Annotated in this window: 22 protein-coding genes and 1 pseudogene; 19 read left to right on the top strand and 4 right to left on the bottom strand. The window is 58.2% G+C overall.

What is annotated here, in order from left to right:
* The first annotated feature begins 36 nt into the window (after positions 1 to 36).
* The 8 genes from ACOZJV_RS08660 (at position 37) to ACOZJV_RS08625 (ending at position 9,057) form a co-directional block, all read left to right on the top strand.
* A complete protein-coding gene (locus ACOZJV_RS08660) occupies positions 37 to 720 on the top strand; it encodes a phage minor tail protein L (protein WP_421547357.1) in 684 nt (227 codons plus the stop codon).
* Between the two features lie 2 nt (positions 721 to 722).
* A complete protein-coding gene (locus ACOZJV_RS08655) occupies positions 723 to 1,493 on the top strand; it encodes a C40 family peptidase (protein WP_421547356.1) in 771 nt (256 codons plus the stop codon).
* 118 nt (positions 1,494 to 1,611) lie between these two features.
* Positions 1,612 to 2,511 (top strand): hypothetical protein, encoded by a 900-nt coding sequence (locus ACOZJV_RS08650; protein ID WP_421547355.1) that lies wholly within the window; start codon positions 1,612 to 1,614, stop codon positions 2,509 to 2,511.
* Between the two features lie 440 nt (positions 2,512 to 2,951).
* On the top strand, positions 2,952 to 3,545 hold the full coding sequence (locus tag ACOZJV_RS08645; protein ID WP_421547354.1) for a tail assembly protein: 594 nt from the start codon (positions 2,952 to 2,954) through the stop codon (positions 3,543 to 3,545).
* A 58-nt stretch (positions 3,546 to 3,603) separates the two neighbouring features.
* Positions 3,604 to 6,699: a host specificity protein J gene (locus tag ACOZJV_RS08640; protein WP_421547353.1), complete on the top strand. Its 3,096-nt coding sequence runs from the start codon at positions 3,604 to 3,606 to the stop codon at positions 6,697 to 6,699.
* Between the two features lie 347 nt (positions 6,700 to 7,046).
* Positions 7,047 to 7,676, top strand: coding sequence for a hypothetical protein (locus ACOZJV_RS08635; RefSeq protein WP_421547352.1), 630 nt, complete (start codon positions 7,047 to 7,049; stop codon positions 7,674 to 7,676).
* A gap of 248 nt (positions 7,677 to 7,924) precedes the next feature.
* Positions 7,925 to 8,530, top strand: coding sequence for a glycoside hydrolase family 19 protein (locus ACOZJV_RS08630; RefSeq protein ID WP_421547351.1), 606 nt, complete (start codon positions 7,925 to 7,927; stop codon positions 8,528 to 8,530).
* A gap of 50 nt (positions 8,531 to 8,580) precedes the next feature.
* Complete coding sequence (locus ACOZJV_RS08625) at positions 8,581 to 9,057, top strand: lysis system i-spanin subunit Rz (RefSeq protein WP_421547592.1); 477 nt, start codon at positions 8,581 to 8,583, stop codon at positions 9,055 to 9,057.
* 139 nt (positions 9,058 to 9,196) lie between these two features.
* Here ACOZJV_RS08625 and ACOZJV_RS08620 read toward each other — a convergent pair whose 3' ends face one another.
* Complete coding sequence (locus ACOZJV_RS08620) at positions 9,197 to 9,895, bottom strand: SOS response-associated peptidase family protein (RefSeq protein WP_421547350.1); 699 nt, start codon at positions 9,893 to 9,895, stop codon at positions 9,197 to 9,199.
* Between the two features lie 82 nt (positions 9,896 to 9,977).
* On the opposite strand from ACOZJV_RS08620, the gene ACOZJV_RS08615 reads away from it, so the two are divergent.
* The 3 genes from ACOZJV_RS08615 to umuC all read left to right on the top strand — a co-directional run bounded on the left by ACOZJV_RS08615 (position 9,978) and on the right by umuC (position 11,979).
* Positions 9,978 to 10,187, top strand: a complete 210-nt coding sequence (locus ACOZJV_RS08615) for a hypothetical protein (protein WP_421547349.1) — start codon at positions 9,978 to 9,980, stop codon at positions 10,185 to 10,187.
* 96 nt (positions 10,188 to 10,283) lie between these two features.
* Entirely contained in the window at positions 10,284 to 10,709 is a 426-nt protein-coding gene (locus ACOZJV_RS08610) for a LexA family protein (protein ID WP_421547348.1), read from the top strand.
* On the top strand, positions 10,702 to 11,979 hold the full coding sequence (gene umuC, locus ACOZJV_RS08605) for a translesion error-prone DNA polymerase V subunit UmuC (protein ID WP_421547347.1): 1,278 nt from the start codon (positions 10,702 to 10,704) through the stop codon (positions 11,977 to 11,979). Before ACOZJV_RS08610 ends, umuC begins: the two co-directional genes overlap by 8 nt.
* 325 nt (positions 11,980 to 12,304) lie before the next feature.
* On the opposite strand, the gene ACOZJV_RS08600 is transcribed toward umuC, so the two are convergent.
* Entirely contained in the window at positions 12,305 to 13,159 is an 855-nt protein-coding gene (locus ACOZJV_RS08600) for a c-type cytochrome (protein WP_421547346.1), read from the bottom strand.
* Positions 13,160 to 13,228: 69 nt separating this feature from the next.
* Complete coding sequence (locus tag ACOZJV_RS08595) at positions 13,229 to 14,182, bottom strand: LysR family transcriptional regulator (RefSeq protein ID WP_084471763.1); 954 nt, start codon at positions 14,180 to 14,182, stop codon at positions 13,229 to 13,231.
* A 110-nt stretch (positions 14,183 to 14,292) separates the two neighbouring features.
* Between ACOZJV_RS08595 and ACOZJV_RS08590 the strand changes: the two genes are divergently transcribed.
* From ACOZJV_RS08590 to ACOZJV_RS08575, 4 genes are all read left to right on the top strand, one after another.
* Positions 14,293 to 15,471: a M20 aminoacylase family protein gene (locus ACOZJV_RS08590; protein ID WP_421547345.1), complete on the top strand. Its 1,179-nt coding sequence runs from the start codon at positions 14,293 to 14,295 to the stop codon at positions 15,469 to 15,471.
* Positions 15,472 to 15,486: 15 nt separating this feature from the next.
* Entirely contained in the window at positions 15,487 to 16,773 is a 1,287-nt protein-coding gene (locus ACOZJV_RS08585; protein WP_421547344.1) for an MFS transporter, read from the top strand.
* A gap of 124 nt (positions 16,774 to 16,897) precedes the next feature.
* Entirely contained in the window at positions 16,898 to 19,522 is a 2,625-nt protein-coding gene (locus ACOZJV_RS08580; RefSeq protein ID WP_421547343.1) for a beta-glucosidase family protein, read from the top strand.
* A gap of 98 nt (positions 19,523 to 19,620) precedes the next feature.
* Positions 19,621 to 20,772 carry a porin gene (locus tag ACOZJV_RS08575; protein WP_421547342.1) on the top strand — a complete coding sequence of 384 codons (1,152 nt, stop codon included), beginning with the start codon at positions 19,621 to 19,623 and terminating at the stop codon, positions 20,770 to 20,772.
* A 93-nt stretch (positions 20,773 to 20,865) separates the two neighbouring features.
* Here ACOZJV_RS08575 and ACOZJV_RS08570 read toward each other — a convergent pair.
* Positions 20,866 to 21,171: pseudogene (locus ACOZJV_RS08570) on the bottom strand (integrase arm-type DNA-binding domain-containing protein); the annotation flags it as partial.
* A gap of 995 nt (positions 21,172 to 22,166) precedes the next feature.
* Between ACOZJV_RS08570 and ACOZJV_RS08565 the strand changes: the two are divergent.
* The 4 genes from ACOZJV_RS08565 (at position 22,167) to ACOZJV_RS08550 (ending at position 25,906) form a co-directional block, all read left to right on the top strand.
* Positions 22,167 to 22,700 carry a hypothetical protein gene (locus ACOZJV_RS08565; protein WP_078474045.1) on the top strand — a complete coding sequence of 178 codons (534 nt, stop codon included), beginning with the start codon at positions 22,167 to 22,169 and terminating at the stop codon, positions 22,698 to 22,700.
* Between the two features lie 290 nt (positions 22,701 to 22,990).
* On the top strand, positions 22,991 to 23,497 hold the full coding sequence (locus ACOZJV_RS08560) for a nuclear transport factor 2 family protein (protein WP_421547341.1): 507 nt from the start codon (positions 22,991 to 22,993) through the stop codon (positions 23,495 to 23,497).
* Positions 23,494 to 24,588: an amidase gene (locus tag ACOZJV_RS08555; protein ID WP_421547340.1), complete on the top strand. Its 1,095-nt coding sequence runs from the start codon at positions 23,494 to 23,496 to the stop codon at positions 24,586 to 24,588. The genes ACOZJV_RS08560 and ACOZJV_RS08555 overlap by 4 nt, the downstream gene beginning before the upstream one ends.
* A 43-nt stretch (positions 24,589 to 24,631) precedes the next feature.
* Entirely contained in the window at positions 24,632 to 25,906 is a 1,275-nt protein-coding gene (locus ACOZJV_RS08550) for an aromatic ring-hydroxylating oxygenase subunit alpha (protein WP_078473832.1), read from the top strand.
* The last annotated feature ends 2 nt before the right edge of the window (positions 25,907 to 25,908 follow it).

Genomic DNA, 25,908 nt, shown 5'->3' with positions numbered 1-25,908 from the left:
CCATTGAGCGGGTTTATTTTTGCCTGAGGAAACACCATGCCGATCACGGCCGATATCCAGACCCTGGAGCCTGGCGCGTGGGTGGAGCTTTTTGAGCTCGACGCCACTGCCCTGGGCGCCGAGCTTTACCGCTTCCACGGCTACCCCCAGCAGGCCTCGATCTTCTGGCAAGGCAACGAGTACTCGCCCTGGCCGATCAAGGCTGAAGGGTTCGAAATGACGGGGCAGGGTGCCCAGCCGACTCCAACGCTTTCTGTCGGCAACGTCGGCGGGTTCATCACAGCACTAGTTCTTTACTTCGAGGACCTGGTCGGGTCGAAGCTGATCCGCCATCGGACCCTGGGCAAGTACTTGGATGGTCAGCCTGAGGCGGACCCTGACGAAGAACTCCCGCCTGACATCTGGTACGTCGAGCGCAAGTCGGCCGAGAACAACGAAACCGTGCAGTTCGAACTGGCTACGGCCTTGGACTTCGCGGGTGTTCAGCTCCCGCGCCGGCAGATCGTGGCCAACGTTTGCTGGTGGTTGAGCTGCGGCGGTTACCGCGGGCCGTACTGCGGCTACAACGGGCCGCCCGTGGCTGATGAGAACGACGTCATCGTCACGGATGCAGCCAAGGACAAATGCGGCGGCCGCCTGACGAGCTGCAAACTGCGCTTTGGCGAGAACAACCCACTGCCTTTCGGTTCATTCCCGGCCGCCGGCCTGCTTCGGAGCTGACCATGAACAAAGCAAATAGAGCAGCAATCGAGCGGCATGCCTTGGCCGAGTATCCCAAGGAGTGTTGCGGGCTCCTGGTGCGAGAAGGGCGCAAGGAGGTCTATGTACCTTGCCGCAATACTGCGTCCACGCCGAGCGAACACTTCCGTCTGGCGCCAGAGGACTATGCGGCCGCCGAGGACCGCGGCCGGGTACTCGCTGTCGTGCATAGCCACCCTGACTATCCAGCGGCCCCCAGTGAGGCTGATCGCGTCTCCTGCGAGGCCTCCGGGCTTCCCTGGTACATCCTTGAGGTCCGCAAGGGCGATGACGAACTGGTGCGCCCAGGCGAGCTTGTGAGCTTCGCGCCGGAGGGTTACCAGGCTCCACTGATCGGCCGCAAGTTTGCCCACGGTGTGCACGACTGTCTGAGCATCATCCTCGACTTCTACCGGCGCGAGATGGGCATCGATCTGGGCGATTACGAGCGCGAGGATGGCTGGTGGGACAAAGGCGGAAACCTCTACCTGGAGAATCTGCCGGCCGCCGGCTTCGAGAAGGTCTCAACCCTCGAGCATGGCGACATTGTGCTGATGCAGATCCGGTCGCCAGTGCCGAACCACGCCGGGATCTACCTGGCCGACGGCGTGCTGAAGACCGAACCCGAGCACTACCCGGCGCCTGGGTCGATCCTGCACCACCTCTATGGTCGGGACAGCAAACGCGACACGTATGGCGGGTACTGGGGTGAAGTGACGGTCAGCTATTGGCGGCACCGAAGCGCGGAGCACTGATTGGTTTCTTTAGGTTGCCTATCGGAAGTTACCTTTGTCTGTACGGAGGCTGCGAAGCGCTTTTGGTGATGTGCTCTTTCAGGTGATAAAGTTTCTCCCTATTCAACGGAGGGACCCAATGATCATTAAATTTTTTTTGGCACTCACTTTTGCCCCTTGGCTGGTGTCGTCAGCCCAAGCTGAGTGGAAAAAGTCTGAAATTAAAGACGAAATGCGTAGTGAGACCACGACTGTATTTCGGCAAACGGAAATGCCGATATCCGGTACGGGGCCTGAAGTGACCCTGATGATTCTAGATAAAGATGATGGACATCCTGGAGTTGTCTTGAGCTTGGATAAAGGAAAGGCAGATGGGTGCCCATCTCTTGATAGTTCCTTTTGCAAAGTGAGCGTAAAATTTGATGAAGGGAAGGTAAGGGAGGAAAATTTCTCAACTGACGATGGAGTGCATCTTGTTCCCACCCAAGTGGTTTCGTTTGCTGGAACAGTAACTAAGGCAAAGAGGCTTTTCATAGAGGTGGATGTAAAGGGCTATGGACCTTTACAGTATAAATTTCAGATAGAAGGATTGGCCGTGCGTATAGACCGCTCGCCACGTATTAAAATATACGGATATGAGCTTGGCGAGTCTTACCCAAATCTTGAAATATCTTTGCAGCAGACGAAATCTGAAGGTTTAGATGTTTGCTATTCAGGCAGTGATGTTGCGGGAGTGGTAGGTGATGTTAAAGTTAAAAAAATAAATATTTGCTTTTATAATGGCGTTTTTTATACGGCTTTGATCATTCCTGGAACAAAGTCGTCCTATGAGGCGATTGTTAAGTATCTAAAATCTGAGTTTGGTAAGCCTGACCCAGATCGCACCTATCCGTCTTGGCCTGATGATGGTGATAAAGTAATTAATCGCTCAACAAAGCGAGCTGCATATGTGACGTTTGGGAAGAATAGGTTTGGCGATTTTTTTGTTATTTCAGATGATATTGTCGATCCTTTGATTCCCGAGGCGCCGAAGCCATGATCAGTTTTGAAACGTCAGCAAGTCACTTCTATAAAGCTATAGCAATAGCTTCTTTAGTATCGCTCGCAGCTTGCTCAAGCGTTTCCGAAATACGGGAAACGCGAGCACTGATTGATGTATCCAGTAGCAGGTCTGCGAGGATTGTTGCTGAGTGTATCCGTGATGGGTGGCAGGATACACCGCTGGTCGGTGGCAGCGTTGGCGGAATTCTGCAACAGTCTGGGGAAAAGTACTCAGTTGTGGCGCCCAATACCGAGTCGCCTTGGCACGTTGTCGATGTTAGTCCCGCCGGCTCAGGCTCGGCTATTCGATACCACTTTTACAGAACGTGGCAGTCTCCTCCAGAAAAGGTCACCAGCGTGGTGAAAGTTTGTAGCAGTTAAATGTCAAATTAATAGTCGCCGCCTTCGGGCGGTTTTTTATTGCCTGGAGAAAACGTTTTGAACAATGAAAAAATGCAAACGGTGCTGCTTTCTGGCTCTCTTGCTCGCCAGTTCGGCCGGCGTCATAGATTCACCACAAGCGGTGGATTCAGAGATGTGACGGGCTACTTCAAGCAGTTCCCCGGCTTCGAGCAGCACATGATGGAAAGTGAAGGCAGGGGTCTCCGGTACGCCATCTTCAATGGCAAAGAGAACATCGGAGAGGATGACCTCGGGAAGCCAACTGGACGTGATGTCATTCGTATTGTGCCGGTAATCAGTGGGTCGAAGCGCGCTGGGGTCCTGCAAACAGTTATCGGCGTTGTGATTCTCGCTTTGGCTTGGTGGAACCCTTTGGGGTGGTCTGCTGCTGGCGTGATGTTCGCGGGGACGACAGGCGCATCTATGGCGCTGGGCGGGGTAATGCAAATGCTTAGTCCGCAGGCGAAAGGCCTCAGTTCACAAGACGGACCAAATAACAGGCCAAGCTACTCATTCAATGGTGCAGTGAACACCAGCGTCCAGGGCAACCCAGTCCCATTGCTTTACGGTCGAATGATCGTCGGCAGTGCAGTGATCAGCGCCGGGATCTACTCCGAAGACCAGATGTAACTCGAACCCCAGCCAGCAGGCCCGCCATGAGCGGGTTTTTTTCGCCTGAAGGAACGCCATGACCACCAATAAAATCACCGGCCGCAAGGGCGGCGAGTCGAAGCCGCGGCCGTCAGTTGAGGCCCCCGACAGCCTGCAGAGCACCGCTTATGCACGGATTCTCGATCTTGTGAGCGAGGGCGAGATCCAGGGCCTGGTCGCAGGTGAGCGCTCGGTCTATCTCGACGAGACTCCGCTGGCCAATGCCGATGGCACCCGGAACTTCAGCGGCGTCACCCTGGATGCCCGCACAGGCAGCCAGGATCAGCTGCATATCCCGGGCTTTCCTGCCGTTGAAAGTGAGATCGCCGTGGGAGTAGAGCTGAAGTTCGGGCAGCCCTGGGTTCGCGCTGTGCAGAACCTGCAGCTGTCGGCCGTACGCGTGCGCTTGTCCACCCCGCGTCTGGCTCAGACCAACACCAGCAACGGCGACACCAACGGCTACACCGTGCAGTACAAAATCGAGGTTTCAACCGACGGCGGGCCCTATGTCCAGGTGCTGGTTTCGGCGTTCAGCGGCAAGACCTCGACGAAGTACGAGCGATCGCACCGTGTGAACCTGCCGCCGGCGAGCAGTAGCTGGCAGGTGCGTGTGTCGCGCCTGACGCCGAACAGCACCAGCAGCGTGATCGCCGACACCACCAACATCGACGCCATCACCGAGATCATCGACGCCAAGCTGCGCTATCCGGGTTCCGCTGTCGTCGGACTGCAGTTCGACGCCTCCCAATTCCAGGCGATTCCGACCAGGTCCTTCGACCTGCGTGGTCGCATCATTCGCGTGCCGAGCAACTACGACCCGGAAAGCCGGCTTTACTCCGGCGTCTGGGATGGCTCGTTCAAGTCCGCCTGGACCGATAACCCGGCCTGGATCTTCTACGACCTGTTGTTGCACTTCCGCTATGGCCTGGGCCACCTGTTGAATGAGGGCCAGGTCGACCGGTGGGAGCTGTACCGCATAGGCCAGTACTGCGACCAGCCGGTCCCGGACGGGAAGGGCGGCATGGAGCCGCGGTTTACCTGCAATCTGTTTTTGCAGACCCGGTCGAACGCGCTGGACGTGCTGCAGGATCTGGCCACCACATTCAGGGGCATGTCCTACTGGGCCGCCGGCTCGGTCATGGCCATTGCCGATATCCCGGAAGACCCGGTGTACACCTACTCGAACGCCAACGTGATCGACGGAAAATTCGGTTACTTCGGCTCAGCCAAGAAGACTCGCTACACCGTGGCCCTGGTGAGCTGGAACGACCCGGCCGACTTCTACCGGCAGAAAGTCGAGTACGTCGACGATCAAGCCGGGATCACTCGCTACGGTATCCAGCAGACTGAGATCTCCGCCACCGGCTGCACTTCCCAGGCTCAGGCCCAGCGCATTGGTAAGTGGTCATTGCTGACAAACCGCCTGGAAACCGAAAGCGTGGGGTTCTCCGTGGGCCTGGACGGCACCCTGGCACGCCCCGGGCAGATCATCCGCATCGCAGACAATGATCGGGCAGGGCGCCGAATTGGCGGGCGCCTGCGCTCGTCCACGCTCGATACCCTGATACTGGATGCCGACGTGAAGGCGTACCCCGGCGACACCGTCACCGTGATCATGCCCACGGGTACGGCTGTCTCCAGCAAGATCAAGTCGGTCGGGTATCCGTTGACCTGGGACCATAATGGGATCAAGTGGTCAAGCGGCCGGATAACTATGGATACCACTGGGTTTCCTGCTGAAGTCCAGCAAGTGGTGCTGGAGAAGAGGTTGGATGAACTGCCACCACAGCACTCGATGTGGGCGATTGACTCGCCAACCCTGGCCACCCAGCAGTTCCGCGTGATGTCCGTTGCTGAGGACTTCTCCGACTCTGAGATCAAGTTCACGATCAGTGCGGTGCGCCACAACTCAAGCAAGTTCGATGCGATCGACAATGGCACACGCATCGAGCGGCCGCCGGTGACGGTGATCCCTCCGAGCGTCCAGCGCCCGCCGACGAACGTCACCGTCAGCAATGAGCACTTTGTGGATCAGGGCAGCGCAATCAGCGTGATGACCATCGCATGGGAGAAGCCAGAGGCTGCGATCGCCTACGAAGTCTACTGGCGCAAGAACGATGGCGACTGGATCTTCGCCGGCCGCACCGGCACCACGTCCATTGATGTCAGCGGTATCTACGCCGGGCGCTACGTGGCGAAGGTGCGGGCCATCAACTCGCTCGATATCGGCTCGGTGTTCGCCACTTCGGTTGAGACCGTGCTGAACGGCAAGACCACGCCGCCGCCGGTGCCGTCCTCGTTCACCGCCGAGTCCATTGTGTTCGGCATCAAGCTGAAGTGGGGCATTCCGGCAGGGCTCAGCACGGCCGACCTTCAACGGACTGAGATCTGGTACAGCCAGACCAATCAGGTCGGCACGGCGACAAAGTTCGGCGATTACGCCTATCCGCAGACAGATCTGACGATCATGGGGCTGGCGGCCGGCGTGCAGTTCTTCTTCTGGGCCCGCCTGGTCGACCGCATTGGCAACGAGGGGGCGTTCTTCGGGCCGGTCACCGGGCAGTCATCGTCGGACGCTGGTCCGATCCTGGATTACCTCAACGACCAGATCACCGAGACTCAGTTAAGCCAGCACCTGCTGGAGAAGATCGACTCGGGCGGTGGTGCGTCGGTGGAGGTGGAAGCGCTGAAGACCGAACTGGCAGCGATGTACTCGATCAAGACCCAGCTCACCGTCGACGGCAAGCCGTACCTGGCCGGCATCGGGGTCGGGGTGGAGAACGACGAGGGGGTCATCACCAGCCAGGTGCTGATCGCTGCGAGCCGCTTCGCCATCATCGACCCCAACACCACCGATGTGTTCTACCCATTTGTGGTGCAGAACAACGCCGCGTACATCAAGTCGGCGTTCATCCAGGACGCTTCGATTGGCGTGGCAAAGCTGACCCAGAGTATCCAGTCGGCAAACTACGTCCCGGGGAAAACAGGGCTGATGATCAATTTTGTCACTGGTGAGTTCGAGTTGAACAGCACCGTCGGTGTTGGTGGGCGCCAAAACATCAATAACCGCGGCGGCAAAATCTTCGACGAGAACGATGCCAGGCGCTTCCAGTGGGGAGATCTTTCCGCATGAGCTATGGGATAAGAGTATGGGGGCCAACCGGCAATCTTGAGTTGGATGAGAATTCGTTCACGGTAAGAGTTGTGTATTCAGGGCTTGTCAGCAGAGGCGTACCTAATAACTCAGGGCCTAGGAATACCTACATAAGTATTCCCGGAGTCAGCCCCTCAACACACTCTGCTGTATGCCTTCCAATCGGCGCATACCCCCAAGACCCAAATGCGCAAAATGCCTATGCGGTTCAGTTTGAGCCGCAGGTTGTCGAGGGCGGGGTTTATGTTTGGTTTGGAAATAGATCCCACTCTACTGCGGTGATTGGCCTGGGAACACAACGGCTCTTGGTTATGAAGGATAGATAGATGTCTTATGGTGTTGAATTTACCAACAACAATAACGTGGTCACTTTAGATTCGGAGTTTTCAAGGTTAGTCGTTTTGCAGTCCGGTAGGTATGCAGGGGGCGCCGGTTTCTCCCCCGCAGTTACCACGCAGGAGCCGCCCCTGGTATTTGTCAGGCCTGATGCAAGTACCACGTTTCAATACGCAACCATTAGTGGTGGTCCTGGCAACTGGACGGGGTTTTCTTTTATTGGGGGCGGTGGAGGAAAATTCTTCTGCGCCGCGTTCCAATCAAGAGAGGTTGCAACCTATGGTTTTCGCATTTGGGATGGTAACTCCAAACTTCTATTCGACAGTGGAACGCCTTGTGCACAGTTTACGCGAACCATAACGAACTGGACTTACATAGGTTCATCTACTGTTGGTCAGGGTCAAAGAAGGAGTAACTGGACGGCTTACTCGCCCCTTGATACCGGAGACTACATGTTGATAAATACGATTGGCATGGACGTTGGAAGTTCTAGTACAACATACGCAAAACTATACTGCACCTGGGAGTACGAAAATAACAGGGTTGTGCCTTTCATTGTTGGGGTTAGTAACTCTGTATCTTTCTATGTCCCGATAGTATTCGCTAAGCCTATCTCTTAGTGGAAATAAATAACATGGTATAAAACGGGCGCACTATCTTTTGCACTAATTTACCAGGGGGGGCATCGGTTTCAGGCGGGATCTTCTCGCTCACACTGATGCAGAGCTGTGTCAAAGACTCGGCCGACGCTCTGCGAGCGTGGACCGCAGGCGCCAGGGCTACCCTGATTCAACCCACCGGCCAGTCGAGCCAACCTGATACACCGCACCCGCCATCGAGCGGGTTTATTTTTGCCTGAGGAAACACCATGCCCATTACCCAGCAGCAGTTGCTGCAGATCCTTCCCCAAGCCCGCCAAGTCGCGGGCTTTTTTGTGCCCGCGCTGAATGCAGCGATGGCGCGCTTCAAGATCAACTCACCGGTGCGCATGGCGGCCTTCATCGCCCAGGTCGGGCATGAGTCTGGCCAGTTGACCCGGATGGTCGAGAACCTCAACTACAGCGCGGATCGGCTCCAGGTCATTTGGCCGAATCGCTTCGACGCCGCCCTGGCCGCGCAGGTGGCACGCAAGCCGGAGCAGATCGCGAACATCGCGTATGGAGGCCGGATGGGTAATGCGCTTCCGGGCGACGGCTGGAAGTACCGAGGCCGGGGCCTGATCCAGCTGACCGGTGCGAACAACTACCGCGCCGCCGGCGCCGCCCTGGGCCTGGACCTAGTGAATCACCCTGAACTGGTGGAGCAGCCCGAGACTGCCGCCCTGGTCGCTGGGTGGTTCTGGCAGTCGAACGGCCTCAATGAGCTGGCCGACTCTGGGCAGTTCGCCAAGATCACACGAACGATCAACGGCGGGCTGACTGGCCAAGCAGATCGCGTGGCACTGCGTGACCTGGCCGCGAAGGTGCTGTCGTGAGTGGCGCAATCTGGCGCCTGTGTGGCGTGGTTCTTGTCGTCCTGTTACTGATGGCCGGGAGCGGGGTGGCTGCCTGGAAGTGGCAGGCCAACAGCTACGAGCGCCAGTTGGCCACCCAGGCCGAGGTGCATCAGCGTGAGCGTGAGCAGGCGGCGGTGGCGGTGATTGAGTGGCAAGAACGCCAGCAGGTTGAGCGCCGAGCGCTGGAAACCCGCCTGCAGGTGAATGACGAAACCCATTACAAGGAGCTGCGTGATGCTCAAACCAATCAGGCTCGCCTGCGTGACCGGCTTGCTACTGCTGACCTGCGGCTGTCAGTCCTGGTCGACGCCGACGAGTCGGCCTGTGGTTGTCCAGTGCCAACCGGTTCCGGCGCCGGCGGCGTGGTTCATGGAAGAACACGCGCCCGACTTGACCCAGCGGCTGCTCAACGAATTATCGCCATCGCCGGAGACGGCGATCAAGGACTGATCGCCTTACGGGCATGCCAGGCATACGCTCGGGAAATAAGCACGCTGAAACGATGATGGGAACTTGCACGCCGCCTATGCTCTAACTATCAACTTTTTGAGATGATGCTGGTGCATTGATGGATAAGCGGCTTGCTGGCCTGTCGTTTCTACTGACTTTGGCGTGGGTCTGCGCGGTCGCGCTTGTGTTTTGGATTTACTCATTGGATTGATCAGGCTCTATCAACTCCGGGCCTTGATTCTTCACGTTGCCTACAGCCTTTCCGACTGGGTACCACTCAAACTCTTCAGTGGCCTGGCATAGGTTTTTGGCTATTTCCTCGGCACGCTCGGGCGATAGCTCTGGGTCGAGCCACTCGTTCGCTTGCTCAGGTGTCAGCACAAGCGGCCGGCGGTCATGGATGTCGACCATCCCTGAGTCGCTCGCCGCGGTGATAATCACAAAGCCATCCCCTTCGTGCGGCTCCAGCCCGGGGTGAACTTGGGCCAGGGCGCCGAAGAACATGGGCCGCCCGCTCTTCAAGCGGATGAAGTAAGGCTGCTTCTTCTTGGGATCATCGGGATCTTTTACCCACTCATACCAGCCTTCGCTGGGCACGATGGCACGGCCTTTTGGCCAGAGCTGTTTGAAGAACTTGCCGGTGGTAACGGTCTCAACCCGGGCATTGATCGGGTCGGGCCGCTTTCCCTTCGCCCAAAATGGCGCCCATCCCCAGTGGACCGCATCTATGTGCAGTCCGTCCTCTTGGCCGTGCAGCACCTGCACGCGCGTCGAAGGTGCGACGTTGAACCGGTTTATCGGTTGAGCGTCGTAGCCGCTGAACAGCTTGAGCTGCGGGCTCAGCTCTTCCATGTAGACCGCCATCCCCTCGTATTGCACGAAGCGTCCGCACATCGCTGCCTCCACATGTCGGAAGTACTGAACGGCCCGGCGTGGCCGTTTTCAATACTGTAGACCCCGACCGGTGCGCATCGTCATGAAAATCGACATCCAAAAAATCAACGAGCTTGAAGCGTGGTACGCGCTGTTTAACGATCCCGAGTTTTTAGCCGGGACCCCTGAAGATCGCTACGACGCCAGGTTGGCCCTTGCTGATGACCTGGTGGCGCGGGGCGTTATCGACAAGTGGGAGTGGAAAGAGCTGATGGAAGAGGCTGACGCTGGATACGCTGACGAGCTCGGCTGATATCAATCCGCCTGTCAGATAAATCCTACGTGGAAATTGACCGCAAGCCGTTCTCACAGTTAACTGTACATTCGTACAGTATTGAGCGTCTGCGTCATGAGCTTTTCAATTTTAGGCCCTATCGCCGAGGGCGGCCGGAAGCTGCCGCTGTGTCTCTTCCAGGTCCCTGCCGGGTTTCCATCTCCAGCGGCTGACCACATCGAGGCACACATCTCATTGGATGAGGTTCTAAATATCCGTGCTCCCCATGTGTACCTGGTGTCGATCACCGGTGACAGCATGCAAGGTGCCGGAATCTATGAAGGGGATCTGGCCGTGGTAGACCGCTCGATTGAGCCAGCCCATGGCCATGTTGTCGTCGCATTGCTGAACAATGATCCCGTCTGCAAGCGCCTGTGCAAGCGCGGCAAGGAAGTCATTCTCCTGTCCGAGAACCCTAAATACCCGGCCCGGTATGTCCTGGAAGGCGACGAGCTCTCTATATGGGGTGTGATTACCAGCACAGTGCGCAGTCATGTCTAAAGCCCCGCCTGTTTTTGCCCTGATTGACTGCAACAGCTTCTATGCCAGTTGCGAGCGGGTATTCCGGCCGGACCTGGCCAAGGTCCCGATTGTGGTGCTTTCGAACAATGACGGCTGTGTCATCGCCCGCAGCTACGACGCCAAGCCCTTTATCAAGATGGGCGAGCCGTATTTCCAGATCAAACAGAAACTTCGCCAGCACGGCATCATCCCGTTCTCATCGAACTACGCGCTTTATGGCGACATGAGCGAGCGGGTGATGACGCTGATTGAGTCGATGGTGCCGGCGGTCGAGGTCTACAGCATCGATGAGGCCTTCGCCGACTTAACGGGGATCAACGGCCTGGACGGGCTCGGCCGGCAGATCCGGGCCCAGGTGCTGCGCTGCACCGGAATCCCGGTCGGCGTCGGTATTGCTCACACCAAGACCCTGGCCAAGCTGGCCAACCACACAGCGAAGCGCTTGCAGGCTCAAACCGGTGGCGTCGTGAACATCTGTGACCAGGTCAAGCGGGACTGGGTATTGCGCAACACCGACGTGTCCGAGGTCTGGGGCGTTGGTCGGCGGATGAAAGCGCACCTGGACGCCATGGGCATCAAGACCGCGATGGACCTGGCCAAGGCCGACCCCTGGACGCTGCGCAAGAACTTCAGTGTGGTGATTGAGAAGACGGCCCGGGAGCTGGCCGGCACGCCGTGCCTGGAGCTGGACGAGCCTGACCCGCCGAAACAGGAGATCTGCTGCAGCCGGATGTTTGGCAAGCGCCTCAAGGACCTGGCACCGATTAAAGAGGCCGTGGCCACCTACATGATGCGCGCCTCGGAAAAGCTCCGCGCCCAGAATTCCCTGTGCAAAAAGATCCGCGTCAGCATCCGTACCGGCATGTTCAATCCGGAGGAGGCGAAGTACGCCAATGGCGTGATAGTGGATCTGCCATACCCGACCGACGATGTTCGGCTGCTGACCAAGGCCGCGGTTGACGCCCTCGATCGGGTGTTCAGGCCCGGCTTCAACTACAGCAAGGCGGAGGTGATGCTGCTGAACCTGTGCCAGCCTGGCGAGTACACCGACGATCTCTTCGCCATATCTCAGCCAGCCGAGGCCACGAAGGTGATGGCCGTCCTTGATCAGATCAATAGCCGCTGGGGCCGGGGGACGCTTCGATCAGCCAGCGTACCGACCAATCCGGACTGGGGAATGCGACGGGAGATGATGAGTCAGAGCTACACCACCAAGCTTGATCAGCTGTGGAAGGTGTCGTGCAGTTGAAGGGGGGTATGTTCGGTCGGCAGGACGCCAGGGGAGGGTGCGTGACTTTTGCGTGACTCTTTCACGCACTTGCAGGCTCTTATGGGCAGTCGATTGCAGCGAGCGCCAATGATTACAGCCAAAACAAAAGGTCTTGCGTGGGTACTGCGTGCATGGGGTGCTAGGGGTCGAGTGTTCGAATCACTCCGTCCCGACCATATATTTCAAGGGGTTGCGAGATTTTATCTCGCGACCCCTTTTTACTTTTAAGGCTTTTTACTCCCCCCCGCAAAACTTCTGGCTCTGGGTGGAATCCTTACGACTTTCGCGCGGACGGACGCAGGCTTTAGCACTCGCGCATGGTCTCTGTACCAATGCTGTCGCTCCTTTCTCTTCCCATCCTGAGGTTTTGCGTGCCGGCCAGGCTCGAGGCCAGTTGGTTGATGCCCTTGCCGTCACTGTTGTGGCACGCCGAGCAGCTGGTCGAATAGACATTGGCGCCTTGCTGCATCAGCGAGGTGTTGGCTTTGGGCATTGCGGGGCTGCGGGTAGCCGAGCCGGGCAGCTCTTTGAGGTAGGCGGCGATGGCGTACAGGTCCTCGTCACGCATGTGCTGGGTCGAGTTGGTGACCGCTTCTGCCATGGGGCATGAGGCTACTGCGACGTAGTTGCTGCCCGTTTTCAAGTACTGCACGAGCAGCGCGTCGCTCCAGCCGCCGACGCCGACATACGGGTTGCCGGTGATTTCCGGTACATGCCAGCCCGCCAGTTCGCCGCCTTGCAGGAACGCGTCGCCCTTGTCGCCGCCGAGAAAATTCTTCGATGTGTGACACGCTGCACAGTGGCCGAGGCCCTGCACTAGGTAGTCGCCCCGGTTGATCTGCTCAGACGCGCCAGCCACCGGTTTGAACGGCGTGTTATCGAAGTACCGCAGGTTCCAGCCCATCATCAGGCGGATGTTGAACGGGAAAGGCAACTGGTTGGAGCCGACTTCGTTGTCCGCCGCCAGCACCGTTTGCATATACGCCCAGAGGTCGTGCATGTCCTGGTCGCTGACTTTCACGAAGACGTTGTAGGGCATCGCCGGGTACAGGCTTTCGCCATGCCGGCCTTTGCCTTCGCGCACCGCGCGGTTGAACTCCTGCTCGGACCAGGCGCCGATACCGGCGTTCTTGTCGGAGGTGATGTTGCTCGCCGGCATCGTGCCGAACGGCGTTTGCAGTGCATAACCGCCGGCAAAGGGTTTGCCGGGTCGAGCTTAGATCGACGCTCAAAAAAACAGATCCTTGGGTGACAGCATCTCACCGTAGGGCGAGTTTGAGTTTCGGGTGTGCTGCTTGATCACCTGTTTCAAGAGCGAGATGAAGCCGTTAGCGGCTTTGCTGCGCACGGTACCGCGCCGGCTGACGGCGCCGAGGATTCTGGACTTCGACGCTTTGAACGCACTCATGGGTTCTACGGTGGTGGAAAAGAACGGCGACTTGAGCAGTACATCGGGAAGTACCGTCAGCGAGTCAGTCTGCAGCAGTATCGGCAGCAGGATTCCGGCCGAATGTACGCTGACGACGTGACTAGGCGGTGGAGACAGGCGGAATTCTCGGTTCAGGTCGTTGATGAAGTTGTTGTGCAGCGAGGGTGGGTAGTTGGCCAGCCATTTCATCGAGTTGAGTTCGTCGATGGAGCTGGAGTGTTGCAGCGGGTGGTTTTTGCGCGCGACCACATGAGCCTGGTAGGAAAATAGCGGCTCGATGGAAAACTCATTTTCGGCGGCAAAATTACTGGCCTGGATGATCGCAAAATCGAGATAGCCGTCTCGCAGTTGTGGCACGGAAATACCGTGCAGTCCCTCATACACTTCCAGGAACACGTGCGGGTGTTGTTGCTGATAAAGGCTCAGGCATTCCGGCAAAAAAGTGAAGTTGACCATCGGCGAGATGGCGATGCGCAAACGCTCCGTTTGACCGCTGCGAATCAAATTCAAGTCGGCCTTGGCTTTGTCTATCTCGCTGAGAATCAACCGTGCATGGTGCAGCAGGCTTTTGCCCGCTTCGGTAAATCGCACACCCGTGTGCGTTCGCTCCAGTAGCGCCATTCCCTGCTGCTGCTCTAGGTCACGCAATGTGCGGGTAATTGCTGCTTGCGTCAGCCCTATCGATTTGGCTGCGCTGCGGATGCTGCCGGTCTCGGCAACCGCCACCAATGCTACGAACTGATTGGTTTTCATGCCGCTCCACGATGACAACTAAAAGTTGTCATCGAGCCTAAACCTTGTCTTTTCATCCTGTCAATACGGGTCAGAATCAGGGCCATGTTCAGTCTGAGGAGACAATAAAAATGACAATACTGGCAGAAATCGAGCAGATTCAGGAGGAGATGATAGCGATCAGACACGCTATCCACGCGCATCCAGAATTGGGCTTCGAAGAGTTCGCCACCAGTGACTTGGTGGCGCAAAAACTTGAAGAGTGGGGCTATCAGGTGCATCGCGGCTTGGCGGGCACTGGCGTGGTTGGCCAGCTGTGTAACGGCAGCGGCCCGCGCATCGGCTTGCGTGCCGACATGGATGCGCTGCCGATCAACGAGGAGACCGCCCTGCAATACGCCAGCACCCAGGCCGGCAAAATGCACGCCTGCGGCCACGATGGCCACACGGCTACACTGCTGGCGGCAGCCAAAGTGCTGGCTGATACCCGACGTTTCAACGGCACCTTGAATGTGATCTTCCAGCCGGCGGAAGAGGGCCTGGGTGGCGCTCGCGAAATGGTCGAACAAGGCTTGTTTGAGCTATTTCCGTGCGATGCGATCTTCGCCATGCACAACATGCCGGGTTTTCCTCAGGGCAAGCTGGGCTTTCTGGCGGGGCCGTTCATGGCCTCATCCGACACCGCGACGATTACCTTGAACGGCGTCGGCGGCCACGGCGCAGTACCCCACAAGACAGTGGACCCAGTGGTGATCGCGGCCACCTTGACCCTGTGCCTGCAAAGCATCGTGTCGCGTAACATTGACCCGCTGGACACCGCCATCGTCAGTGTTGGCTCGATTCATGCGGGCGCTGCTGCCAATGTGATTCCGGCCTCGGCCACGCTGCAAGTGAGCGTGCGCTCGTTGCGCGCAGAAACCCGTGACACCCTGCAAACGCGCATTACCACGCTGGCGCAGCACATTGCACAGAGTTATGGCGGCGACGCCGAGGTGCATTACAACCGGCGTTATCCCGTACTCGTCAATGATGAGCCGCAAACCGAACTGGCCCGCAGTGCCGCGCTGGAATGGGTCGGCGAAGAGGGTTTGATCCAGGACATGCGCCCGCTGACCGGCAGTGAAGACTTCGCCTTCATGTTGGCCAAATGCCCCGGTTCCTACTTGATCATTGGCAATGGTGACAGTGCCGAGAACGTCATGTGTCACCATCCCAAATACGACTTCAACGACCTGTGTTTGTTGGTCGGTGCCTCGTATTGGGTCAAGCTGGTGGAAAAAATGCTGAAGCCTGCTCCGTCTGCTCAATGAGGCCCGGATTCAATCATGCACACTCCTTCATCTGAAGCGTCTGCCGTGCCCGTTGACTCATCGGTGCCGGTCCGGCCCAGCCGGAAAAAGAACATCGCCGCGGTGACCATCGGCAATGGCCTGGAGTTCTACGACTTCACGGTCTACAGCTTTTTTGCCACGGTGATCGGCAAACAGTTTTTCCCCATGGAAGGTACGAACCAGTTGCTGTTGGCGTTCGCCACTTACGGTATTGGTTTTTTCATGCGGCCGCTGGGCAGCATTTTGCTCGGCCAATACGCCGACCGCGTAGGGCGTAAGGCCGCGATGGTGCTGACCCTGTGGTTGATGGCCATTGGTTCGCTGATATTTGTGCTGACGCCCACCTACGCGCAAATTGGTATCGCAGCGCCGTTACTCATCGTGTTTGCCCGGTTGCTGCAAGGCTTTGCGATTGGCGGCGAAGTGGGCGCATCCACCACCTACCTGATGGAAAAAGCCGACAGTCACGAGCGCGGTTACTTCACCAGTTGGCAGTTTTTTAGCCAAGGCTTGAGCGTCTTGCTCGGGGCGCTGGTCGGTTTGAGCGTGAACTACGCGCTGAGTGAAGAGCAGGTCATGACCTGGGGTTGGCGACTGCCTTTCGTGATCGGGCTGCTGGTGATTCCAGTGGGTTCCTATATGCGCCGCCACCTGCAAGAAAGCGAACAGGTGAAGCACGGCGTCAGCCATCGCTTGAGCTGGCGTGAACACAAGCGTGCGCTGGTCGCCGGCATCTTGATCGCAATCGGTGGCACCTCGGGCTCCTACGTGATCCTGCATTACCTCTCCAACTTTGCCGTGGCGCAGTTGCACTTGCCGCTGTCCGCAGGGATCTGGACCGGTTGCGCAGCGGGCGCCGTGCAAGTGGCGCTGGCAGTGGCCTCCGGGCGCGCCTGCGACCGTTGGGGACGCAAACGCATGATCCTGTGGTCGAGGATCGCCTTGCTGGTCTTGATCTACCCGGCGTTCGTGCTGTTACAAGCGTCGCCGACCTTGCCGGTGCTGGTGATCGTGGCGAGCACCCTGGCAGCCCTGCTGGTGTGCAATACCGTGCCGTCGCTGGTGTTACTCGCGGAAATTTTTCCGGCGCAGGTCCGGGCCACGGGGCTTTCAGTGACTTATGCGTTGGCCAGCATCATCTTCGGTGGCTTTGCGCAGTTCTTCTGCACGCTGTTGATATCACTCACCGGCAACCCCAGTGCGCCGGCGTTCTACCTGATGGTTTGCGGGTTGGTTTCCCTGCTGGGTCTCCTGCTCGTCAAAGAACCCATTCAACGTTAACCCAGAAGTAACGGAGCTAATCATGACTAGCGTTATTACGCGGTACGGGCGCGTTCGCCCGCGACTTTTCCGACTGTCGATGCTGACGGCGGCGGCGGTGTGCGCATCCTTGGCTGGTGCGGCCATGGCCAGCCAAGCTGAAGTCCGCCCTGAGGCCGACACGGCGCGGGTGGATGCACTGCTGAAAAAGATGACCCTGGATGAAAAATTCAACCTGATTCGCGGCGTGACCGAGGACGATAGCACCAACCAGGGCCAGGCCGGCTACCTGCCTGGGGTGGCGCGCCTCGGTGTGCCTGCGTTGCGCCTGGCCGATGGCCCGCCCGGTATCTTGACCCGCAAAGCCTCGATCATCCCGACCTCGACCATGGGATTGGCCGCGACCTTCAGCAAGCAGGATGCCTATGACAACGGCGCGGTGATCGGCGAGGAGGCCAAGCGCCTGGGCATCGATGTCGCGCTGGAGCCCTTCATCAATATGTTCCGTGACTCGGGCTTCCGACGTGGTTGGAACACGTACGGCGAAGATCCGCTGCTGACCGGCAGCATGGGCGCCGAGGTGATCAAGGGGATCCAGGGCCAGGGCGTGATGGCCCAGGCCAAACACTTGGTCGGCTACGACATGACCGGCTATGACACGCGCATTCCCGAGCAGGCCTTGCGCGAGGTGTACCTGGCACCCTTCCAGGACGCGATCGATGCCGGTGTGGCCTCGATCATGTGCTCCTACAACAAGCTCAACGGCGAGTTCGCCTGTGGCAACGAACAGTTGCTGGAGCAGGTACTGCGCGGCCAGATGGGCTTCAAGGGTTTCATCACCTCCGACTGGGGTGGCGTGCACAGTGCCCAGTACGTCAAGAAGGGCATGGACATGGAAATGCCCGGCCGCATCGACGAGAAGCACCCGTTCTGGGACATCATGCGTTCCTACTACGACAATACCGAGCAACAACAGCCGGCGTTGCACACCTCGATGGGCAGCATGAAAAAGGTATTTGCCCGCCCCATGCCGGAAGAGTGGATGGTTGGCCAGCGGCCAAATGTGCTGCTGGGGCAGTTCCCCAACGACGAGAAGCCGAGCAACTTGTTTGAGGCCCTGCGCGACAAGACCGTGCAAGAGCAGGATATCGACAAGGCCGCCCGGCGGGTGCTTGGCCAGATCGAGCGTTTCGGCATGCTGGACAAGGGCAGTTATCAGCCGCAGTCGACGCCCATGGTTGCCGGGCTGTCGCAGATCGTGCGCCGGACCAGCGAGCATTCGGCGGTGCTCCTGAAAAACCAGGACAACGTGCTGCCGCTGTCCAAGGAGGATCTCAAGGGGCTGGCCATGATCGGTCCGGGGGCGTTGCAGCCAGTGGCGCTGGGCGTGTCCGCCGAGCACGCGATCGGTGTGCCAGCGCTGCAAGTAGGCCCTGCCATCGTGTTGCGTGCGCTGGAGCCAACCGCCAAGGTCAGCGTGGCCGTGGCCAACGACATGACCGGCGTCGCGATTCCGGCGCAGTTCGTGTCGTTTGAAGGCAAGCCGGGGTGGGTAAGGGAAGGGCTGGCCCCGCGCGACAACCAACTGGCGTTTACGCAGGCCAATGCCTTGCCGGCCAACACCTTGCCGGCCTGGAAGACGAACCTGACCATCGAGCAGGAAGGCGATTACAACCTCAACCTGCAAATGCTCGGCGCCGGCGCGGTATTGAAAGTCGACGGCAAAGTCATCGGTGAAAGCAGCTCTTTGAAAAATGCCTTGCACGGTGATGTTGTGCATCCCGGTCAAGACGCCTTGATGCCGACCACGGACGGGCTCAACAACGTGCGACGCATGGTCAAGCTCAGCCGTGGCGAGCACCTGATCGAAGTCAGCACCTACAGCGACACCTCTGGCGAGCCGGTTCAAGTGCGCCTGGCGTGGGTCACGCCGGCCATGCTCGAAGCCAATCGGGCACAGGCGTTGGCTGCGGCGCGCAGCGCGAAGAAAGTGGTGTTTTTCGCCTGGGCACGCACCGACCCGCAGTTCGGTTTGCCGGGTGACCAGGACGCGTTGATCGCAGAAATCGCCGCGATCAATCCCAACGTCGTGGTAGTGCTCAACACCAGCACGCCGGTAGCCATGCCATGGCTGGACAAGGTCAAGGGCCTGGTGCAGATGTGGTGGACCGGCGACGAAGGCGGCCCGGCTACCGCCAATAACCTCACAGGGCGCAGTAATCCGGCAGGTCGCTTGCCGTTCACCTGGGCCCATAGCCTGCAGGATTACCCGGCCACTGACCCGCGCTACCCCGAGCGTGGCCAGCAACTTGACGGCGTAGTCACTTATACCGAGGGCGTGAACATTGGCTATCGCTGGTTCGAATCGCAGCACAAAACGCCGCTGTTTGCGTTTGGCTACGGGCTGTCGTATAGCCGCTTCGACTACCGCGCCTTGCAGACGCATCGCCTGGCGAATGGCGACCTCAAGGTCGATTTCAAATTGACCAACATTGGTCGCGTAGCGGGGGATGAAGTGCCGCAACTGTACCTCGGGGCTCCCTCACAACCGGTCGAAGGTGCCGAGTTCGCACCGCAGACCTTGGTTGGGTTTGATCGGGTAAGCCTCAAGGCCGGCGAAACCAAAACCGTGTCCATCGTGGTACCGCTGCGCAAGCTCCAGTATTGGGCGGTCAACAACCAAACCTGGGAACTGCCAAAGGGCGAGCGCACCTTGAAGCTAGCCAGTGCGTCGGACAATGTGAGGGTGAGCCAAGCCGTCTCGTTCTGACCGTTACACCCCATAAAAATAAAAATATCCAGGCTTTAGCACTACCTACCTCTTGAACGTCTGCGCCATTGCCTGGTGGCGCAGCGGGAGCTTCCCCCATGATTTCCTCTGTTCGTCGTGTTGGACAAGGCTTTTGCGTGCTCCATCGTTTTATCCTGGCGGCGCTCCTGGCGCTGGGTGTTGTCCAGTCAGCGCTGGCAATTGACTTGATCAAAACCGACAGTGACCGCTTGGAACTGCACGCCCAAGGCATTTTTGCCGCCAACGACAAGGTCTACATCCAGGGCCGCCACACCGGCAGCATCGGCCACCGCATCAACATGATCTACACCCACCAGCTTAGTACTGAGTGGGCCGTGGGAATGCGCCAGGAATGGGCCTACGACCCGTTTTACTACGATCACACGGCCGCCCAGATCAAACGTTTCCAGTATGTGTTTGTGCGCAATGCCCGCTGGGGGCAGTTGAGTTACGGGCAGCAAAAGTCCCTGACATTCGACATGGTCGGGTCCGTCACTGACTGGTACCTGGGTTATGGCACCAAGGGCCAGGGCACGTTCAACGGCTATGGCGGCAACCAGTTGCTGGGCTTTTCCCGACCGAACAAATCGCTGTACTACCGGGTGCGCAGCGGCGATTTCGAGCTCGGGGTGATGTACGGCTTTGGCACCGGTCCGGTGCACAACTCCGTCAACCCCAGCAGTGTGGGCCCCGGCAAGTTTGTCGACAGCTCGCGGGACTCGCTGTACCAGGTCGGTACCATCTGGCGCCCGGCGCAGAATTGGTCGTTGCGCCTGGCCTATGGCGTCACCGAAATGAGCGAACGCTCGCTGGACACCAGGGCTCAACTCAACACCCGTCACCCCAACGTCGAAGGCTGGCTGTCGGGGGTGACGTATACCAATGCGCCCTGGTACCACGCGCTGGTGTACGGCGAGTACCGCAACCTCAACGCTTCAGCGCCAACGTCCAGCGGCTACCGTGAAGCGAAGGCCGTGGAGTCCTACAGCAGCTACTCATTTCCGGAAATGGGCGAATTGGGGTTTTTCAAGGCGTATGGCGGGATCAATCTGTTTTCCGACAAAAACAGTGACGGTCGCAGCGGGTATTCGGTGGCCGGTTTTGCCCTGATCACCTTGCATGACAGCCTTGCGATTGGCCTTGAGAGAAAGTTCGATATGGCCCGGAACAAGCAGGGTGACAGTACCGGGGTTGATGAGTATGAGCTGGTAGCCAAATACTACTTTTAGAACGTCTGCAGTCTTACTGTGTCGACACTAGGAACCGGGTGGCAAATCGGCGTCGGGATAGTCTTTCGCCGATTGGCTATGGGTTGAATGCGCTAGGGTAGCCGCGGCGTATGCCTGTGCCTTGGCTGTTTTCTTGTGTTCGTTGGGATTGATCTGCTCATCAATGAGCACCCTGGCCTGGTTACGCGCCTTACGGATGTCCGTCAGGGATTTGCGCGGCCAGGTTCCGCAGGCGTACTTTTTGTTCTGGTTGCCCCAGCGATAACGATTGAAAAAGCTGACCGACACACCGTCCTTACGCACTGAGATTCGCCCGGCGGATTTGCCATCCTCCCTGAGGATGCGGCCGGCATCATTGGCGGTCAGCGACTCGAGTTCTTTGATGGTGATTTTGGCCATGAAACGGGCGCTCCCTATTTTTACCCCCACAAAAACGTCGGTTCCTGATGGACGTTACCGGACTCACGTAGAGCAGAACACCGCTGGAACTCACGTAAATACTGGCTTGGAAAAATCCTGTACAAAATTTTGGAAGCTTTCAAGAAGTATGAAAAAGAAGATGGGGGGCTCGGGGACGAGTGTTCGAATCACTCCGTCCCGACCATATTTTTAATGACTTAGTCCAATCTTCACAGGTTGGGCTTTTTCATTTCCAGAAAATACTCTCACATCCCCCCACACGGCAATTTTGCGAATTGCAGGGACACAGCGTCCTACCAGGGGGGCTTATTAGATTTCTTATCCCTACTCCGGCCTCTGCTCCAGTAGAGGCTGTGGTTTGCTTGCTTTGAGTGGTTGGTAGTCTGTGTGCTAGATATTCCTGTCCACAAGCTTCTTCATTGGTTTTGTAATGTAATTACCTTACCGCGCTCGCACCCGGATGCGGAACCACTGGTGCGCGTTTGGCGGCGTCGCTGAGTGAGAGTCAGGGGAGTGGGCGAATCAAATCGTTTGATAAGCAAATAGTCCACACGCGGCATAACTCAAGTTCTGGTGTTAAAAGTTTTCTCGGTGCCTGCTTTGCTAGCACCTTAGTTTGAATGTCGGTAACGCTTGCTCTGCAGATGCGCTACGATCCTTGGTCCTCGGAAGGAGATCAAACGGAATGATCGGTCGTTTAGTTGTATGCAATTTACTGGCGACGCAACTATTGACAGTATTCATTGCGAGTAAAGGGGTTGGTTACCTGGGCGAGGAGGACTGGCAAGCGAAAAGACGAGGTTCAGCCTGGCAATGGGCTCCCGTAGTTTTTTGAACTCGCATTCAATTTCAAAAAGTTCAGAACGCAGTACGTATCATTTGATATGAATGTCTATCGATATGTGCGGTTCGACTAGAAGGCAAGCAAGTGCTGCCCGGCTTCCCTACGGCATTTGGTTTATGGAGAGTTATCGGTGTTACAGACGCTTTGGGTGTTGTTCCATTGGGATGCTTTTGAGTCTATCGCAATACTCGCACTCCCTTTTCAGCTCTTTTATTTAGTTTGGACTTTGGTTGCCAATATAACCATCCGTTTGCGTGGTCGTATTCCTTTGTTTTGGGCCAACGCGTTGGTGGGAGTGATTGCGAGTTTGGCGGCAATGAAGGCTTGTATGGTGGCTCTGCCTTATGCGCTCGATTATCAAGAGTACCGTGAGAGTGTTCGGCAGTTGGCAGTTCAGGAACGTTTACAGCGACAACAGGACTCGCCAGATGTTGATACGGGCCCCGTCGAGTTGGCAGGCGGGATCGGGGGGCTGGAGGTAATGAAAGTTTTTATGGCGTTGACGTCCTACTGGGTTGATTCCAAGCAGCTTCGTGAGGAAGCTCAGCCGTTGGAAGGTCGGAAGAGTTCACAGCCCCAACTGATGTCGAAAGCTGTTGATGCTCAGCCTGTCAAAGCTCCTTCAAATGTTATTGAAGAGACTTCAGATTCTTCAGGGTGGTGATAAGAAATACGTCTCAAGAGCCTCGCCTTAGCGGGGCTTTTTATGTCTGGAGGTTATCCCTCATGAAATTAAATTCTGTTGTTGCCTCTTTCATGGGATAGCCGTGCACCAGCTTCCAGCAGACTGATCCGCTCCCACCTACCCAACGCCATGCCCCCTCACCACCCGCCCCCCAACCCTCAACTCGTTGCATAAAACGCAACAAGTTACTCACGCCCTGTGATTGTTGCCCCTTCAGCTCATCGCTAATTTCCTGTCATCGCAATGTAAACGCTGGCAGGTGCTCTCTTATGAATTCATCCCTTGCAGATATTACGGTCCTGGCCGAGCGCGTCAGGGTGCTTGAGGCTGAGTCGGCGGTGCGGCGGGTGCTGCATCGCTACATGGCTTTGTGCGACGTTCCCGGTGAGGAAGATCGTCTGCCGGCGCTGCGCCAGTTGTTTTGCAGCGATGCGTATTGGCAGGGTGTGGGGTCGCGTTATGCCCGCAAGTTCGGTCGGCTTGAGGGGCGTGAGGCGATTGTGGCGATGCTTGCGGGTTATCTGCCGCCTAACCCGCACTTTCGCTTCAATGCGCATTTTCTGGCGGGCGAGCAAATCGCCGTTGACGGTCTTGAGGTGACTGGCCGTTGGTTGCTGCAGCAGCTCTCGCGTTATGACTCGGGGCAGGGGGAAGCCATTGTCGCTGCGCTGAGCCTGAGTTTTCGCCTGGAGGAGGGCGCCTGGCGCATAGAGTCTTTCACCACTGAGCGACTCGATGTCTGCCCCCTTGCGCACGCACAGGAAGGACAGTCATGAGCCCGCTGGTTGTTGAAACTCATAAGCGGGGGCCAGGGCCTACCGTGGCCGTAAAGGATTCGCTGGATGTGGCCGGCTGGCCAACCCGCTGTGGCAGCCGTGCCTTTGAAGCGGCGCCGCCGGCCCAGCGCAACGCTACCGTGGTGCGATCGCTGCTGGACGCGGGTTGGCAGGTGATCGGTAAAACCGTGTTGCACGAGCTGGCCTTTGGCGTCACCGGGATCAACGATTGGGCGGGTACGCCGATCAATCCTCAGGCTCCCGAGCGCATTGCGGGTGGCTCGTCCAGCGGTTCTGCGGTGATTGTCGCCCAAGGCGCGGTCGATGCAGCGCTGGGGACTGATACCGGTGGCTCGGTTCGCATGCCTGCCGCCTGCTGCGGTGTGTATGGGCTCAAGCCGACCTTTGGCCGCTTGAGCCGGGAAGGTGTGTACCCGCAGTTCAGTTCCCTGGACTGTGTCGGCCCCATGGCCCGCGATCTCGACACATTGGTCGCCGCGATGCTCGCCATGGACGCCACTTTTGTCATGCCCCGGGAGCCCGAACGGATCCGTATCGGCCTGGTGGATGTGGCCTGTGACTCCAACATCCGCGCCGCCATTGACCAGGAAGTCAGCCGTCGTGGCTGGGAGTGTGAAGTCGTCAGCCTGACGCTGCTGGACTCGGCGTTCGAAGCGGCGTTGAGCGTGATCAATGCTGAAACCTGGGCCGCATTTGGCCAATACACCGGTCGCGGCCTGCTGGGTGCAGACATCGAAGCCCGACTGCTGCGTGCAGCCGCCACCGATGACGACGAGCTGCGCGCCGCCGAGGCTGTCCGCGCTGCGTTCAGTGGACAGGTGGACGGGTTGCTTGCGCAGTTCGACGCCCTGGTGCTGCCCAGCCTGCCGCGATTGCCGCCCTTGCTGGCGGATGTGCGCGCTGGTGCGCCGGTAATCGATCTGACCCGTTTTCTACGCCCGTTCAACCTCAGTGGCCACCCGGCCCTGAGTGTGCCCATCCCCTGTCCACAAACCTGTTTGAAAACCAGCCTGCAACTGATCGGGCGCAAGGGCGGCGATGCGCAGTTGTGCGCCATCGCGAACGCCTGACTCATAAAAAACGCTGCTCGACATCAACGTATAGGACCTGACCGTGACCCAACTTATCGACGCCGTGAACCTGGGCATCAACCCCGCTGACCTGGTCAAGCCGGACCGTGTCCACACTTCGCTGTATACCGACGCCAAGCTGTTCGACGCAGAGCTTGAAAAGATTTTCTACAGCACCTGGGTCTGGGTGGCGCATGTCAGCGAGATCCCGGAGTCGGGCAGTTACAAAAGCACCTACATCGGCAAGCAGCCGGTGATTGTGGTGCGTGACCGCAAGAAGCAGGTGCACGTGCACCTCAATCGTTGCCGTCATCGCGGGGCAACCGTCTGCGAGCACAAGAAGGGCAAGACCAACAGTTTCGTCTGCCCCTACCACGGCTGGAGCTACGCCCTCGATGGGTCGTTGCGCGGTGTGCCGCATCCGGAGAGCTACGGGGATTGCCTGGATAAAGGCGAACTGCCCCTGGTGAGCCTGCGGGTGGAGGAGTACGCCGGGATGCTGTTCGCCACCTTCAAGGACGACATCGAACCCCTGGTGGACTTTCTCGGCCCGGCGAAAAAGTGGATGGACTTGTTCATGAAGCAGGGCGCCGGTTATCCGATCAAGGTCCCGGGCGAGCACCGTTTCCGCTTCCCTGGCAACTGGAAGATCCAGCTGGAAAACACCACCGACGCCTACCACTTCCCCTTGGTGCACAAGTCGTTCCTGTCGTCCGTGGATGAACAGACCCTGGCGCTGTTCGATTTCGTCGAAGGCCCGGGCTACGTCGAAGACCTGGGCAATGGTCACAGCGTGATGGTGATGATTCCCGACCTGGTGGACCTGGAAGCCGATCTCGACAAGCCGATCCCGGAGCGTTTCGCCGGGCTGGCTGCCGAGTTGCGCGATGAAGGCCTGGAAGAGAACCAGGTGCGGCGCATTGTTCGCGCCGTGGGTGGTTCGGGCTTCAACCTCAACCTGTTTCCCAACGTCGCCTGCTCCATGGCGTTCTTCCGTGTGTTGCAGCCAATCTCGGTGCTGGAGACCGAAATCCATCATTCGGTGATCACCATGGACGGTGGCCCGGTTGCGGCCAACCGCTACCGCCTGCGGCTGCACGAACACTTCCAGGGCCCCATGGGCTTTGGCACGCCGGACGATTCCGAAGCCTGGGAGCGGGTGCAGAAGGGCGCCAGTGCCGGGGAAAACCTCTGGATCATGCTCAACCGTGGTTTGCCCGGCGAACGGGCGACCGAGGATGGCCTGGTCAGTGATGTCAGTGCTGAGACCGGAATGCGCGCGGCCTACCAGCAGTGGAAAAAGATGATGTCGGTGTAACC

Origin of the sequence: Pseudomonas sp. QD4 (genome assembly GCF_049199125.1) — a bacterium.
Lineage (GTDB): Bacteria > Pseudomonadota > Gammaproteobacteria > Pseudomonadales > Pseudomonadaceae > Aquipseudomonas.
The sequence above is the reverse complement of the archived record's forward strand: the minus strand, read 5'-3'. Positions and strand labels throughout refer to the sequence as shown.